The organism is Kribbella sp. NPDC056861 (genome assembly GCF_040687575.1).
In the GTDB taxonomy this organism is placed as follows: domain Bacteria; phylum Actinomycetota; class Actinomycetes; order Propionibacteriales; family Kribbellaceae; genus Kribbella.
This window is the reverse complement of sequence record NZ_JBFBNQ010000002.1, coordinates 803300-818431: the sequence shown is the minus strand read 5'-3', so window position 1 is coordinate 818431 and position 15132 is coordinate 803300. Positions and strand designations below refer to the sequence as shown.

Genomic DNA, 15132 nt, shown 5'->3' with positions numbered 1-15132 from the left:
GCGGTGCCAGCCGCCGCCGGGGGAATAAGGAGCAGCCACTGGCACCGCTTTCCCAGAACGCGGGCACCGGACCAGGCGGTAAACCCGGCAAGGGTGTTCGATCTGTTTTCACATATCGCCGGACCCTGAACATTCTGGTCTTGCCAGAGTAGCAACCATTGATGGTTATACAACACCTCCACGCAAGGGAGTTCCCTCAAAAGCCGAGAGCGCGCATATGACCGTTGCTGCTGGCCATATGCGCGCCCCGTCCATCAGGTCTCGCCCCTCTTTCCTGATGGACGGGGCGCGGCGCCGATCTCGCCGACCCGGCAGGAATTGTCGGACGAACGACACAGCGATCACAATATGAGCACCGTCCGAAATTGCGCCATGAGTGCCGATGGCCTATTCAGGAAATGTCCGGATAAGGCCACGGGGATATCTCAAGGATAGCGCAGTGACATGCCATGCTCTGGCTCCGGTTCGCGATCGGACGCGACCGCGCGAACTGCCCCATTCCACAGTGCCCTGAGGAGGCGACAACTATGAACCGTCGTCCAGTTCTGTCCCGCGTGGCGGCCCTTGCCGGCGCCCTGGCCGTATTCACCAGCATCGCTCTGGCCCCGCCGTCCTCATCGTCTCCAGCATCCAGCCCGCTGCACCCCTGGCAGTTCGGCAACTGGCCACGAACTCAGCCATGGCAGCAGACATCGTCCGATCAAGGCAAGGTGACACCGCCGGCGGTGCGTTCGTCACCGACGATGAATCAATCCGGATTTCCAGGGCCGATCGACCCGCAGAACTGGGCGAACCCGGACCACATGACCTGGTCGGACTACCGCAAACCCCCTGGCACGAACTGGGCCGATCCCAAGGTCAAGGGCTCGGTCCGGACCCTCCGGGGCGCACTGGTGCTGGCAGACTTCCCGAACCAGCCGTTCGTGGTCACACAACCGCAGAACAGCACCGTCTTCGGGAACCCGTCCGCGGAAGCCAACGGAGTTCCCCGGGAGCAGGTCGCCAAGTTCTATGCCGACTTTCTGAACACGCCAGGGACTCTCAACAGGGGGCACACCCTCCACGAGTACTGGATGGAGGACTCCGGCGGCCGCTACGGCATCGAGTTGACGTCCTTCGGGGCATATCGGCTGCCGGGCAAGAACTACGAGTACGGGATGGAGTTCCAGTCCGGCGACGACTGCCCGCCTGCCAACGATTGTGGCCGCGATCTGGAGACGGACGCAACGAAGGCATGGTACGCGGCAGAGGGTGACGCGATCCGTGACAAGTTCGACTTCGTCTTCTTCCTCGGTGCCGGTCAGGACGAGTCGTCGACCTGGCAGGAGTTCGGCCCGATGAAATTCGAGACGAAGGAAGACGTCCCCGACACCTTCGGACCGCCGAACGCCACGATGAAGAACTGGGCGCGCACCCGTTACGTTCCCTGGACCTCATGGGCATCAGGTTCCAGCCTGTGGCCGGCAGCCGACATCACTGGCCTTACCTCAGTACAGGCCGAGAGTTCCGGGATGTCGGTGTTCGCCCACGAGTTCTCCCACATTCTCGGCATCCTCGACAACTACAACAATCCGTTCGGTGCACCTCCACGCCGGTCCTACAGCGGGCCGTGGGAACTACTGAGCCGAGGCGCCTTCAACGGCCCTGGCGGCCCACACAGTCGCTGGCTCATCCCACCCACGGCCGGCGCGTCGATGGGAGCCCAACACATGCTGCGAAGCAAGATGCAACTCAAACTCGTCGATGAGAAGAACGTCCTGCGATTGTCCCGGGAGGGACTGAAAGAGTCCGGCCTCGTGCTGGCCCGGGTGACCGCCCGTTCGGTACAGCCAGGGGCGACCGGGCTGTCCGGTATCAACGTCGCGCTCGGTGCCAGCCCGTCGGCACCCGGCGACCTCGCCCCGTCCTGCGACACCACTACCGACCCACTTTGCGACGGAGGTGGGTACGACAACTACACGATCGAGGTCGTGGACCGGATGGGTACCGACTCCTTCACGCCCGACTCGGGCGTACTGCTGGCCAAGACGCGGAACGAGGACGTCGCGCCGTCGGAGTGGGTCATCGACGCGAATCCGCAGGACATCAAGATGACCGACTACGTGAAGCCGGACGGCACGAAGGTGCCGATCACGATCGGCGACTATCGGCAACTGTCGGACGCGTTGCTGCACGCCGGCACCGACTCCGGCAGCGTGTACGAGTACACCGATACCGCGAATCGGCTGCACTTCTACATACTCGACCTGCATCGGGACGACCAGGGTCAACTCAGCTACGACGTGGCGATCAGGTCTCTGGACGGCGCCGGTCCCCAGCGCCGCGGACTGACCCTTGACAAAACCACCGCGCAGGCAGGAACAAACGGCCTTCGCACCTGCGACTTCGTTCTCACCAACAAGGGTAAAACTGCGCCGGTCCGTGGCAAACACCCCGAAGGTGTCAGTGCCTACCTGGGCAGCGACGTCTACCGATTGTCAGCAGCCGTGGAAGGAAAGGGCTGGCAGGTTTCGTTGCCCAACGCCCTCACCTCCGCCGCGTTCGGACAACAGGTACGGATCCCTGTGTATGCACGTCAAACCAGCACAGGTGACGCGCGATCCCGGGTACTGCTGACTGCCACTTCCGAGAGTGACCCGACGAAGACCGCCACGGCTACCTGCCGGATCAACGGCAACTGAGAAGTGACGGCGGACCGCCGTCCCCGGCGACCGGTCAGGCACAGTCGTCCACGTTTCCCCTGTCAGATCTGGACATCGTCCAACGCCGAAACCACCAACTGCTGCACGGAAGCAGCCCTAGGATGAGCGAGATCGCGAGGTGACGCTAGCCGCAGGGAGGGCGCGATGGGGTTGTCCGAGAGCCGAGACGGTGAACAAGTCTATGCCGAGATCGCCGCCACCGGACCGATCAGTCTCGACCGGCTGAGCTCGGTGATGGCGTCGACGAAGCACGATCTCCAAAGCGCCGTCGCGGCGCTGACCGAACTCGGACTTGTCCGAGTGGACGCTGACGGCCTGGTTGCGTTGCCTCCGTCATTGGTCCTGAGCAACCACGCCGAGACCCACCGCCGCGAATGGATGCGGCTCCGCGACATCGCCTCGAGGTACTCAGCTGTCTACGACCGAGGCAGCAACCCTTTGTCTATTGAGGTGTTGACCTCGGCAGAGGCGATCTCCAGCGCCTATCGCTCACTTGCCGAGTCGGCAGAAGCCGAGGTGTGTGCACTGCATCTCGGCATCGTCGCCGGTCAGGACCGGCAGGACGGTTTGGTCAACGACGGATTCGTCAAGGCCGTGAGCCGAGGAGTTCGCTTCAGGGTGGTCTACGATCACCAGGTGCTCCAGACTCCGGTCGGACGCGAGATCGTCCAGCGCTCGATCGAACTCGGCGAAGAGGCCCGCGTCTACCGTGGCGTTCCGATGACGATGCTGATCGGCGATCAGCCGCAAGGGATGATCCTGGTGCCGGCTGCCACCGACCATCGGTTGGTCGGCGTCACGGTGCCCGGTTCGTCCCTGCTCCGCAGCCTGTCAGCTGTCTTCGAATTCTTCTGGCAGGCAGCGGTACCGCTGCCTCGTCAACTCGACCGCTATGACGCCGACGAGCCGGGTGCTGTCAGCGACGTCGAGCAGCGAATCATCTCGTCCCTCGCCGCCGGCCTGACCGACGACAGGATCGCGAACGAACTTGACATCAGTCAACGGACCGTCCGCCGTTACATCGCGCGCATCGAGAGGCGGTTCGGCGCGGTCAGCCGGTTCCAACTCGGTATGCAGATCATGCGCACGGGCATGTTCACGCAGGCGATCCCTCCCCCTGCACCGGCTCCCGGCGAGCAACTCCGACCTTGAGGGACCTCGGTCATCGGCTGGAGGATGGCGCTGGTTGCGGTTGGCAACAAGTGGTTCGGTCCCGGAAGCAGCAAAGCAACTGCCCACGAACGTGATCGCTCGTGGGCAGTCTGGCATGGTCTCGTTTTCTGACTATCCAGGGTTCTGGTTCTTCGGCAGGACACACTTCGGCCTGGCCGTGTCGAACACCCTGGTGTCCGGGTCGACGCAGGTGGTGATCCACCAGGTCTGCTGCCCATAGGAGCGTCCTTGGTCAACCGTCACCTTGCCTGCCTGGTCGACCTCGCAGGGGTTGTCGAAGGTACAACTCTCGCCACTGTCGTTGCCGGTGTTGTTGATCCCGATGATGTCGCGTCGTTTCGAGTCCACGATCGGCGATCCGGACGTACCGTGGATGGTGTCGCAGGGCTCCGCATAGCGCAAGGAATCTCGCCAGACCCAGCCGGCCTCCTTCACTTGGTACACGAGGCCCTGCCCACGGCAGTCCCAGGTGTGTTTCCAGTAACTGGACGGGATGAACAACTGCTCGTCACCGGCAGCTTGCTTGTCCCTGATGGTCAGCGGATTCAGACCGGTCCGTGCCTTGACGGCGGAGTACGAGTCCGTCAGCCGGTACAACGCGATGTCCGTGCCGGTCATGGTTGCATACAGAAGGCGATCGGCCTCGACTGTGCCGCTCGCAGCACCTTCGGCGTTCAGCAGGGTGCCCTTTCGGCTCGACGGCTCGTCGGTGACCACCACGCCAGGCCGTAGCCGATCGAGGTCGTAGCAGTGTCCATTCGTCAGCATCATTGCTCGGTCGTCATCGTGCGAGCTGGGGAACCTGACCAGTGACGCGGAGCAGTTGCTCAAGGCAATGGTCGAGGTAAGGTCGCCGGCCGGCTCCTTGTATCCGGTCACTGCCTGGAGAGCATCCGTGACGCCCACCCCGAAGAACGAGTTGTCGGCTGTGGTCCCGCTGCACCGGGTGTCGGGCGGGCAGGCGTTGTGATCCGCGTCCGCCCGTAGCCTCTGAGCCAGTTCGCGCGGCCCCCAATCAGGGTTCGCCGACTTCAGGAGCGCGGCAACACCGGCGACGTGGGGCGACGCCATCGACGTACCGCTGATTCGGCCCCACTTGCCCCCAGGCATCGTCGACAAGACACCACTTCCGGGCGCGGCGATATCTATCACACCACGGCCGTAGTTGCTGAAGCCGGACTTGGCCTTTTCGTTGGTTGTGCTGGCGACAGTCACGACATTCGGCAATTCGGCCGGCAGGTCCAGACACGAGTTGCTGATCGATCGCGGTACCCGTTGATCCTTTGGGATGTCACCGGGACTGTTCCCGTCGATCTGCTTGTTGTGCAGGTCGTAGTCCTCATTGCCCGCGGCAGCGACTGAGAGAGTGCCGCGGCCGAAGGAGAATTTGAATGCCCTCCGCACCGCCTCCTGGACAGCTCCCTGATCGGCGCCGTCATTGCACCAGAAGTTCCAAGGGTCGATGTAGTAGCTGTGATTGGTGACGTCCATCTGACGCTGGGTCGCCCAGAGAATTCCGCAGATGGCGTACTCCGGGTAGATGAAACCGTTGTCGTCGGTCACCTTGACCGAGGCGAACCGTACCGACGGCGCGACTCCCACGACGCCAGTGCCCGCCCGTTCGACGGTACCGGTCTTCGCGGCGGCGATCGTTCCGGCGACGTGCGTCCCGTGGTATCCCTGCTTGGCTCCAGGATTCGGTCTCCAGGCACCGGGCGTGGTGTCCGGTACTCCGCTGTTGGTGCAGTTCACCGAGTCGGCCGCCGCGAAGTTCGGCGCCAGGTCCGGATGGGTGTCGTCCACCCCGCCATCGACGACGCCGACCAGCACCTTCGGCGATCCGGTGGTGACGTCCCATGCGCGGTCGGCCTTGATCTGGGCCATGTCGGGCTGCACCGACTCCCTCGGATCCGCCGCGGCGAGGAAGGCGTCACCCCGCTGGACGAACGGCTTGTCCACCGGCGCCACTCGAGTCGCGCCCACCGACTGCACGGCAGGCCCGCTCTTCCCACGCCGTACGTCGTAACGGAAGTTGGCGTTGCTCGACTGCACCACCAGCACGCCGATCTCGGACCAAGTTTGAAGGACAGTGCCACCAGCCTCCTCGACGGCATCTGCCGCGCGAGAGATCTGAGCGCTGTCAGGGCGAGCGTTGATCAGGTAGTTCATCAGCGGACCTGCTGCCTGCGGCTCGACCGACGCCGGTGCAGCCGAAGCCGGATTCACCGTAGTGACTCCGGCTGTCGCGACCACCAAAGTAGCGATCGCTGCCGGCAGCCGCTGGCGGCTGCCGGGAGATCGGAAACGCGGGCGGAGTTTTCGGGACATGACGCTCCTCAGATTCATTCGACAGATCCTCAACAGCGGGGCTCCGGCTCAGGGTGACACGGCGCAGGCCGGCGACGAACTGCTGAACCTGTCGCATTCACGACATCTAAGTCTTTCGGCTGTCGGAATCTGACCTCGGCTCATTCGAGGAAAGGAACTGCGCACAACTAATAGACCTTTCCCGCGTCAGCGTCTTCTCGTTGCCTTTTGAGGTGGCAACACGAACGGGCTGTCTGCCGGATGCCGCAACCGACCCCTTGAATCACGGCTCGCGCTGTGCGCTCTCACCAGGAACGCTCTGGTGAACGAGCTTCGACCTCGACATCGAGTCGCCCGAAGACGATGTGGAGGCCACGGGCGCAGCGATCACCGTGACCTGATTGCTGTACGAAGAGCGCTTCGAGATGATGATCCTAGACATCGACGTTGTCTTCACGACCGCGTAGATACGTCCGACCGCAACGTCGCCGAGCCCTTGGCTTGGAACTCGGTCGATGAGCTCGCTGACCCAGTGGTGTTTGCCGCCGCCAACGATGCAGTTGCCGCGAGCCCCGTCGGCGAACTCGGCGAGGAGGTAGCCCTCATGGCGTCGTTGCCGTTGCTCCAACTCATGTCATTTTAAATCTGACCACCAGGTCGACGCGCTGTTGCGGGCCGGTGCAGCAGGTGCGACATTAGCGTGGGGGAGACAGGCTGCCAGCGCACCGTATCGCCCTTTCTCTGAGCCTGATGAGGCATTGCTCGGCATCCAGATCGCTGGGGTCAGGGCGAGGCCGCCGCCGCGTCGGCAGGCGGTTTCGGTGTGGAGTCTGAGGATGAGACTGGCGAGGGCCGGGTCGGTGCCGGTCGTGGCCGCGATCCGATTGATGTCGGCGAGTTGTGTGTCGGAGATTGCTTGGCGCGTGGAGGTGAGGCGGCGAGGTGTTCGGTCGCCGAGCGTCCGCGGCGGACGGTGAGGGTCGTTTTTAGGGTTTCGGTGAGTTGGCGGATTTCGGTGGGGATGGGTTCGTCGAGGCGGCGTGTGCCCCAGTGCTCCAGCAAGCGGTTCCAGTAGGAGCTGTAGACGCGGCGGGTTCCGGCTCCGACAGCTGTGCTGACGATGGGGACGTACTCGGCGAAGGTAGGAGCGGCTCTTGTGGGGCGGCGGTTGCCAGGAGGTCGGTGACGCTGACGCCTAGGCGTGCGAGCAAAAGACGGGCGGGTTCGATGTCGGCGCTGTTGGTTTGCGTCATAGTTCTGCCCCGTCGGCGAGGAGGGTGTCGAGGGTGGCTGGCGGGTAGATCGTCAGCCGTGAGGTAGCCGGGTCGGCGGCCGGGAGGACTCGGTCTCCGGTGGTGAGTGCGCAGTGGCGCTGCAATGGTGCAGGGATGCGCACATGGCCTTTGGCCGTGAGATGGAAGTCGCCGGCCGGGTCGGGTGTGATCAGCAGCGCTCCGCGTAGCGCGGTCCAGGTAGAGCGAGGTCGGAAGACCACGCCAGCGCACGCGTGATCCGAGTGTCGGCGAGGCGGCCTCGGTCGTCGACCGCTGATAAGCCGTAGACAGTCGCCGCGGTCCGTCGTATGGCCAATGTGGGCAGGGGAAGACGGCTCGGGGGCTGTTGCGAGGACATCTGCTTGATCGCCGATGCGGGCAACCGAAGTGCTGGAATCAGCGGGCTGACGGGTGTTCGTCTACTTGAAGCTTTTTGTGTGGCAGGTATGCCACGGTCGTGTGCCAGAGGCGGGACTTGAACCCGCACGCCCGAGGGCACCGGCACCTAAAGCCGGCGTGTCTGCCATTCCACCACTCTGGCCGGGGAAAGATCCGCGTCCCCCCAGGAGGACATCCTAGGGGGACGCGGAGTGGTCAGCGGCTCTGCAGGGCGTCGATGAAGACGTCGCGCAGGGCTGCGGGGTTCTTCGCCACGTAGCTCTGGCCGCCGGTGGCCGCGGCGAGCTGGCGTAGCTCGTTGGCGTCGGCGTCCGGGCCCATGCCCAAAGCGATGATCCGGACCGGTTGGGCCGGGTTCTTCAGGCTTTCGAGTTTCTGGAGGGTCTCGGCCAGGGTCGGGCCGCCGGGGTTGTCGTTCTTGCCGTCCGTGAAGAGCAGGATGGTGTTGACGGCGTTCGCGTCGTAACTGCTGCGAACCGCCTGGACGGCGGCGATCGCGGTGGTGTACAGACCGGTACTGCCGCCCTTGATCGGCTTCTGCTGTGCCATCACGGTGGTGATCTTCTGCCGCTGCGCCTGGTTCAGCGCGGCGATCGGGACCACCTCGCGGAAGTCGGCGCCCAAGGGGCCGATCTTCGTGGAGAAGGTCCAGACGCCGAGTTGGGCGTTGTCCGGGAAGAGCTTGAGCCCGGCGGTCGCCGCCTCGATGGTGATCTGCCAGCGAGACTTCGAGCCGACCATCTCGGCCATCGAACCCGACACGTCGATCACGGCCAGCGAGTGCGCCGACAGCGACAACCGGGTCCAGGTGAGCAGCGTCTTCTCGACCACTGCCGCCGACGGCGCCGGGAGGCGCACGATCGTGCCGTTGCCCCGTCCGCCGCTCAGCTCGCTCACCAGCGGGTCACGGAAGGCCGCGTCGTCGCGCGCCGTTCCCGCGTCCCGGGAGATCAGTTCGGCCGCCAGCGCCTTGCCGGCGTCGGCGTAGGTCTCGTCGTTGGTCTGGGAGGTGACCACGACCGGGTAGTCGAGCAGCAAGGTGCCGGTCTTCGGCACCACTGCCTTCAACTCCGAGTCGGGGTGCTCGTCCTGGTACTTGACGAAGCTCTGCTCCGACACCGGTACGACGATCTTGCTGCCCGCCTGGCCGGCCCGGCTCAACAGGCCGTTCACGTCGGTGTACGGCTTCGCCATCGACCCCAGCCGCTGAGCGGTCGGGACGATCACGTTGCCGACGTCCCGCTCGCTGGCCGAGGTGGCCTGCCGCTCCGCCTGGAGGGCGAGCAGAGCCAGCGCGCCGGGCGACTGGCTGAGCGGGTCGAGCAGTGCGGGCTGAGCCTTCGAGAACACGCCGAGCCAGGAGGAGGTGTCGGAGAAGTTGGCCGACATGCCTGCCAGTACCAGCGGTGAGGTCGCGATCGAGGGGACCGCGATGGTCGGCACCTTCTGGCCGTCGTCGGCCTGGGAGACCCACAGCGACGAGTCCGGGACCCAGAGATCGGGCCGGCCCTCAGTGCTGTTCGCGATGTCCCGCGCCACCTTGGCCGAGGGGGCCGAGGAGATGTTGAACTTCAGGCAGGCGGTGTTCTCGTCCTTCTTGGCGGCCAGCGACTTGGCCGCCGACTCCAGCAACGGCTGGACGTCGGGCGACGTGGTGAGCCGGACCTGGGTCGGGTTCTCACACGACTTGCCGCCGAGGAAACCATCGGCACCCGATTCCGATCCGAAGGAGCGGACCACAAAGACGGCACCCAAAGACAGCACCAGGAGACCGACGGCGGTCAGGTACAACGGACGCCGGCTGGTGTTGCTGTTGTTACTTTTCGTCACCGCAGAGGAGTGTTTTCCCATCGCGGCAGGTCCCTCCCTCCCAGAGGCAGACTGCGGGCGCAGATTACCCGGTTTGCACTGGTCAGGGCGACGCGCGACGCACAGGTTCACGCCGTGGATGGGGGGTTGTGAAGGACCGTGATCAGGTGCTGACGGACGGCTTGTCCCTCAGAGACCGGAAATTGTCACGGAACGTGGTGTTTCCGCTGCGAACAGGTGAGAACATGGTGTGATCCAAATCACAGTCACGAGCTAGCTCAAACGACCGTTCCATGGACCAGGCCCATGAAACGGTTGCGGGTTTCCCTTCGCGAATTGTCCTGACAATCAGGCGAGACCGAGATCGCGGCGCAGCTTGGCGACGTGCCCGGTGGCCTTCACGTTGTACTGCGCGACCGCGATCTTGCCGTCGGCGTCGATCACGAAGGTGGACCGGATCACGCCGGTCACCTTCTTGCCGTACATCGTCTTCTCGCCGAACGCGCCGTACGCGGTCAGCACCTCTTTGTCCGGGTCGCTGAGCAGCGGGAACGTCACGCCGTCGCGCTCGCGGAACTTGGCCAGCTTGGCCGGCTTGTCCGGCGAGATGCCGAGCACGGTGTAGCCGCTGGCCTGCAGCGAGTCGAGCGAGTCGCGGAAGTCGCAGGCCTGCTTGGTGCAGCCCGGCGTCATCGCGGCCGGGTAGAAGTACACGATCACGTTCTTGCCGCGCAGCGCGGTCAGCGCGACGTCGTTGCCGTCCGCGTCGGGGAGGGTGAACTCAGGCGCGGCGTCGCCGACGGACAGACGTTCGGACATCGTGGCCCCCAAGAGGTGGATCGGGTGATTGTCCGACATTCTGCCGTACGCCGCCGACAGCTTCGCAAGTGGCTCCTGGGGCCTGTGTTACCCGGATGCGGTTCGCTTGTTACGTGTGGGAAAACTGATCCCGGATCCTGGTGCGAGGTCGGCGCCGGTGAGTCAAGATGCGGAGATGAGCCGCGTATCGATCCGCCCCGCGGGCCCACCGTTGTTCGACGGCTACCTGGATCCGGGCCGGCCGCATGCCGATGCGTACGACGAGATGTTCGACCCGGCGGCGGCCGACGAGGTGCGGCCGGCGTACCGGCGGTTGCACGAGTCGCTGGCCCAGTTGCAGCCTGCTGACCTCACCTCGAGGTCGGAGGCGCTCGACCGGGCACTGGTCGACCAGGGCATCACCTTCTCGCTGTCGGGCGAGGAGCGGCCGTTCCCGCTCGATCTGGTCCCGCGGGTTATTACCGCGTCGGAGTGGTCGCGGCTGGAGCGCGGCATCGTCCAGCGGGTCCGGGCACTGGAGGCGTTCCTGGCGGACATCTACGGCGCCCAGCAGATCGTGGCGGACGGCGTACTGCCCCGGCGCCTGATCACCTCCTGTGAGCACTTCCATCGCCAGGCCGCCGGGATCGCCCCGCCCAACGGCGTCCGGATCCACGTCGCCGGCATCGACGTCGTCCGCGACGAGCAGGGTGACTTCCGGGTGCTGGAGGACAACCTCCGCAGCCCGTCCGGGGTGTCCTACGTGATGGAGAACCGCCGGACCATGGCCCGGGTCTTCCCCGACCTGTTCGCCAAGCACCGGGTGCGTGCCGTCGGCGACTACGCCGTCCACCTGCTCCGCTCGCTCCGCGCAGCGGCCCCAGCCGGTACTACGGACCCGAACGTGGTCGTCCTGACCCCAGGCGTCTTCAACTCGGCGTACTTCGAGCACTCGCTGCTGGCCCGGCAGATGGGCGTCGAGCTGGTCGAGGGCCGGGACCTGTTCGCCCGCAACAACGTCGTCTACCTGCGGACCACCGAGGGCGAGCAGCGGGTGGACGTGATCTACCGGCGGATCGACGACGAGTTCCTGGACCCGGTGCACTTCGAGCCGGACTCGGTCCTCGGTGTCGCCGGCCTGGTGAACGCGGCACGGGCGGGCAACGTGGTGGTCGCCAACGCGATCGGCAACGGGGTCGGCGACGACAAGCTGATCTACACCTATCTACCGGAGATCCTGAAGTACTACCTGGGCGAGACCCCGCTGCTGCCGAACGTCGACACCTTCCGCTGCTGGCTGCCGGCCGAGCACGACGAGGTGCTCGATCGGCTGGACGAGCTGGTGACCAAGCCGGTGGAGGGCTCCGGCGGCTACGGCATCGTGTTCGGCCCGGATGCCTCGGCCAAGGAGCTCGCCGCCCAGCGACGCCGGATCAGGAGCAATCCGCGCGGCTGGATCGGGCAGCCCGTAGTACAGCTGTCCACTGTGCCGACCAAGGTCGGTGAGCGGCTGCAGCCGCGGCATGTGGACCTGCGGCCGTTCGCGGTGAACGACGGCGAGTCCGTGTTCGTCCTGCCCGGCGGGTTGACCCGGGTGGCGATCCCCGAGGGCAGCCTGATCGTCAACTCGTCCCAGGGCGGCGGTTCCAAGGACACCTGGGTGCTGGCGCCCAGGGCCTCGGAGGAGGACGCCGAGCTGCGCGGCCGGGGCCTGGCCGCGGCCGGCCTGCGCTCGGGCGAGGCCCGTACTCCGGAGCGAGGCCCGGAGCTCAACGTCGCCCAGCAGCAGCAACAACAGTGATGGGGAGGTGCTGACGATGCTCGCACGCAACGCCGAGTCGCTGTACTGGATCGGCCGGTACGTCGAACGCGCGGACGACACGGCGCGAATCCTCGACGTGTCGGTGCACCAGTTGCTCGAGGACGCGACCGTGGACGCCGACACGGCCAGCCGCCGGTTGCTGGCGGTCCTCGGGATCGAACCGCCGCAGGGGACGTCGCTGGACGTGTGGACGCTGACCGAGCTGGTCGCGATGTCCCCGGACCGTTCGGGCTCGATCGTCGCCTCGATCTCCAGTGCCCGCGAGAACACCCGGGTAGCGCGGGAGGTGGTCTCCAGTGAGCTGTGGCAGTGCATCAACTCGATGTGGAACGCAGTACCCGAGCGGCAGCGTGCTGCTCGCCGGGTGGGGCCGCACGAGTTCTTCACCTTCGTGGAGGACCGCGCTGCGATGTTCGCCGGGCTGGCGGACTCCACGATGAGCAGGGACGACGGCTGGCGCTTCCTGGTGCTCGGCCGGTCGGTGGAGCGCGTGGACATGATCGTGCGGCTGCTGATGTCCAGGGTGGGCGACAAGCCGACCTCGCCCGGCTGGGTGACAGTACTGCGCTCCGCTGGCGCCCACGACACGTACCTGCGGACCTACCGGGGTGCTCTCGACGCCTCCCGGGTGGTGCAGTTCCTGCTGATGGACAGGCTGTTCCCGCGGTCCGTGTTCCACGCGCTCACCAAGGCCGAGGCGTGCCTGGAGGAACTCGACCGGGGGCCGTCCGCTCGAATCGGTGCGAGCGCGGAGGCCAGCCGGTTGCTCGGGAAGGCCCGGAGCGACCTGGAGTTTCTGCGACCGGCCGAGCTGCTCGACGACCTCACTGGCCGGCTGCAGGCGCTGCAGGCGACAGTGAAGGAGGTCGGCGAGGCTGTGTCGCAGCAGTACTTCCACGCGGTGCCCTGGGTCGAGTGGAACAACGCGGAGGTCAACCTATGAGATGGAGACTCCGGGTGGTCCACACCACCGGCTACCGCTACGCCACGGCTGTCACCCAGTCCTACAACGAGGCGCGGCTGACCCCACGCAGCGACGACCGGCAGAACGTCATGGTCACCCGGCTGGAGACAGTGCCGACGACCAGGGCCTACCGCTACACGGACTACTGGGGCACGGAGGTCAACTCCTTCGACATTCACGGCCCGCACACCGAGCTGAAGGTGATAGCGGCCTCTGTGGTCGAGACCGCCGCGCAGCCCGCTCCTGAGGAGGAAGCGACCTGGGCGGACGTGCGGTCGCCGCAGAGCCTCGACAAGTACGGCGAGTACCTGGAATTCGCTGCCTACGTCCCCAAGCACAAGGAGTTGGCCGCAATCGCCAGGGGACTCCGCAGGGGACTCACTCCGGCTGAGACGGTCCTGGCCGTCTCCAAGTGGGTCCACAGCACTCTCACCTACCAGCGCGGCACCACTGGCGTGCACTCGTCGGCAGTGGATGCCTGGCAGGCCGGTGAAGGCGTCTGCCAGGACTACGCGCACCTGACGCTGGCGATGCTCCGCGCGGTCGGCGTACCGGCTCGGTATGTGTCTGGCTATCTCCACACCAAGGCTGACGCGGCAGTGGGGGAGACAGTGGTCGGTGAGAGCCATGCCTGGATCGAGGCGTGGACTGGTGGCTGGTGGGGCTATGACCCGACCAACGACATCCCCATCGCTCACCGGCATGTCTGGGTCGCCACTGGTCGCGACTACGGCGATGTGTCGCCGCTGAAGGGCATCTACTCGGGTGGAGCTGCCACGGCGATCGATGTGACGGTGGACATCACTCGACTGGCTTAGATGGGGCACAGTGTTCGTATGCGGGCGATGACGGTGGTGCCGGGCAAAGCGGACTCTGCGTCGATCGGCGAGGTTCCGGAGCCGCCCGAGTCCGACGGCTCGATCCTGGTCGAGGGACTTCTCGCTGGGATCTGCGGAACGGATATCGAGCTGTGCAGCGGCCTGTTCGGCACCGGCCGTCCCGGCGTCGACAAGCTCGTGATCGGCCATGAGTCACTCGGCCGCGTCCTCGAAGCGCCTGCCGGCTCAGGCTTCGCCACTGGCGACCTGATCGCGGGCATAGTCCGCCGCCCAGACCCCGTACCGTGCCCAGCCTGCGCTCGTGGCGAGTGGGACTTCTGCCGCAACGGCCTCTACACCGAGCGCGGCATCAAAGCCATGGACGGGTACGGCGCCGAGCGCTGGCGCGTAGACCCGTACTACGCCGTACCGGTGCCTGCGCAGCTCGGGCACCTCGGAGTACTGGTCGAGCCGGCCAGCATCCTCACCAAGGCGTGGGACCAGATCGACCAGGTCGGAGCGCGATCCTGGTACGGCCCGGAGCATGTGCTGGTCACCGGGGCCGGGCCGATCGGGCTGCTGGCCGCGTTGATCGCCAAGCAGCGCGGTCACACGGTCCACGTGCTCGACCTGGCTACTGACGGCCCGAAGCCGCAGCTGGTCCGGGACCTCGGCGCGGAGTACCTCACTGATCTCTCCGACCTCGCAGTGGCGCCTGACATCGTGCTGGAGGCCACCGGAGCGGGACAGGTCGTCTACGACTGCGCCAAGTTGCTGCCGCCGGCCGGGGTGATGTGCCTGACCGGGATCTCACCCGGCCCGGCGTCCATCGACATTCAGCTTGATGCGCTGACCCGGCAGCTCGTCGTACGGAACGCGGCCCTGGTCGGGACGGTGAACGCGGCCAAGCGGCACTATCCAGAGGCGGTGGACGTGCTGCTGGCGGCCGACCCGGCGTGGTTGGAGCGGTTGATCACCCGGACCGTGCCACTGTCGACCTGGCCGGACGCGTTGGTGAAGGAGCCGGGCGACATCAAGGTGGTCGTCGATCTCCAGGCCTGACCGG

Annotated in this window: 10 protein-coding genes and 1 tRNA gene; 6 read left to right on the top strand and 5 right to left on the bottom strand. The window is 65.8% G+C overall.

Annotated features, from left to right (window positions below; all coding sequences use genetic code 11):
• Positions 1-743 precede the first annotated feature (743 nt).
• Complete coding sequence (locus AB0P21_RS10890) at positions 744-2681, top strand: M6 family metalloprotease domain-containing protein (RefSeq protein WP_363695586.1); 1938 nt, start codon at positions 744-746, stop codon at positions 2679-2681.
• A gap of 165 nt (positions 2682-2846) precedes the next feature.
• Positions 2847-3854: a helix-turn-helix transcriptional regulator gene (locus AB0P21_RS10885; RefSeq protein WP_363695584.1), complete on the top strand. Its 1008-nt coding sequence runs from the start codon at positions 2847-2849 to the stop codon at positions 3852-3854.
• A 132-nt stretch (positions 3855-3986) separates the two neighbouring features.
• Here the strand turns inward: AB0P21_RS10885 and AB0P21_RS10880 are convergent, their stop codons facing one another.
• The 5 genes from AB0P21_RS10880 to bcp form a co-directional block, all read right to left on the bottom strand.
• Positions 3987-6203: a S8 family serine peptidase gene (locus AB0P21_RS10880; RefSeq protein WP_363695582.1), complete on the bottom strand. Its 2217-nt coding sequence runs from the start codon at positions 6201-6203 to the stop codon at positions 3987-3989.
• Positions 6204-6465: 262 nt separating this feature from the next.
• On the bottom strand, positions 6466-6810 hold the full coding sequence (locus AB0P21_RS10875) for a hypothetical protein (protein WP_363695581.1): 345 nt from the start codon (positions 6808-6810) through the stop codon (positions 6466-6468).
• A gap of 1106 nt (positions 6811-7916) precedes the next feature.
• Positions 7917-7997, bottom strand: a tRNA-Leu gene (locus AB0P21_RS10870).
• 53 nt (positions 7998-8050) lie between these two features.
• Positions 8051-9685: a VWA domain-containing protein gene (locus AB0P21_RS10865; RefSeq protein WP_363695579.1), complete on the bottom strand. Its 1635-nt coding sequence runs from the start codon at positions 9683-9685 to the stop codon at positions 8051-8053.
• Between the two features lie 327 nt (positions 9686-10012).
• The gene (gene bcp / locus AB0P21_RS10860; protein WP_363695577.1) at positions 10013-10483 is read right to left on the bottom strand and encodes a thioredoxin-dependent thiol peroxidase; all 471 of its coding nucleotides are present in this window, start codon (positions 10481-10483) and stop codon (positions 10013-10015) included.
• A gap of 265 nt (positions 10484-10748) precedes the next feature.
• Between bcp and AB0P21_RS10855 the strand changes: the two genes are divergently transcribed.
• From AB0P21_RS10855 to AB0P21_RS10840, 4 genes are read left to right on the top strand one after another with little or no spacing between them, the layout of a single operon-like run.
• The gene (locus AB0P21_RS10855; protein WP_363696473.1) at positions 10749-12263 is read left to right on the top strand and encodes a circularly permuted type 2 ATP-grasp protein; all 1515 of its coding nucleotides are present in this window, start codon (positions 10749-10751) and stop codon (positions 12261-12263) included.
• 16 nt (positions 12264-12279) lie between these two features.
• On the top strand, positions 12280-13227 hold the full coding sequence (locus tag AB0P21_RS10850; RefSeq protein ID WP_363695576.1) for an alpha-E domain-containing protein: 948 nt from the start codon (positions 12280-12282) through the stop codon (positions 13225-13227).
• The gene (locus AB0P21_RS10845) at positions 13224-14066 is read left to right on the top strand and encodes a transglutaminase family protein (RefSeq protein WP_363695574.1); all 843 of its coding nucleotides are present in this window, start codon (positions 13224-13226) and stop codon (positions 14064-14066) included. Before AB0P21_RS10850 ends, AB0P21_RS10845 begins: the two co-directional genes overlap by 4 nt.
• A gap of 18 nt (positions 14067-14084) precedes the next feature.
• The gene (locus tag AB0P21_RS10840; RefSeq protein WP_363695572.1) at positions 14085-15128 is read left to right on the top strand and encodes a glucose 1-dehydrogenase; all 1044 of its coding nucleotides are present in this window, start codon (positions 14085-14087) and stop codon (positions 15126-15128) included.
• The last annotated feature ends 4 nt before the right edge of the window (positions 15129-15132 follow it).

Coding starts and splice junctions, on each gene's coding strand:
- AB0P21_RS10840 (WP_363695572.1), top strand. CDS start 14,085: ATGCGGGCGATGACGGTGGTGCCGGGCAAAGCGGACTCTGCGTCGATC.
- AB0P21_RS10885 (WP_363695584.1), top strand. CDS start 2,847: ATGGGGTTGTCCGAGAGCCGAGACGGTGAACAAGTCTATGCCGAGATC.
- AB0P21_RS10845 (WP_363695574.1), top strand. CDS start 13,224: ATGAGATGGAGACTCCGGGTGGTCCACACCACCGGCTACCGCTACGCC.
- AB0P21_RS10890 (WP_363695586.1), top strand. CDS start 744: ATGAATCAATCCGGATTTCCAGGGCCGATCGACCCGCAGAACTGGGCG.
- AB0P21_RS10855 (WP_363696473.1), top strand. CDS start 10,749: ATGTTCGACCCGGCGGCGGCCGACGAGGTGCGGCCGGCGTACCGGCGG.
- bcp (WP_363695577.1), bottom strand. CDS start 10,483: ATGTCCGAACGTCTGTCCGTCGGCGACGCCGCGCCTGAGTTCACCCTC.
- AB0P21_RS10850 (WP_363695576.1), top strand. CDS start 12,280: ATGCTCGCACGCAACGCCGAGTCGCTGTACTGGATCGGCCGGTACGTC.
- AB0P21_RS10880 (WP_363695582.1), bottom strand. CDS start 6,203: ATGTCCCGAAAACTCCGCCCGCGTTTCCGATCTCCCGGCAGCCGCCAG.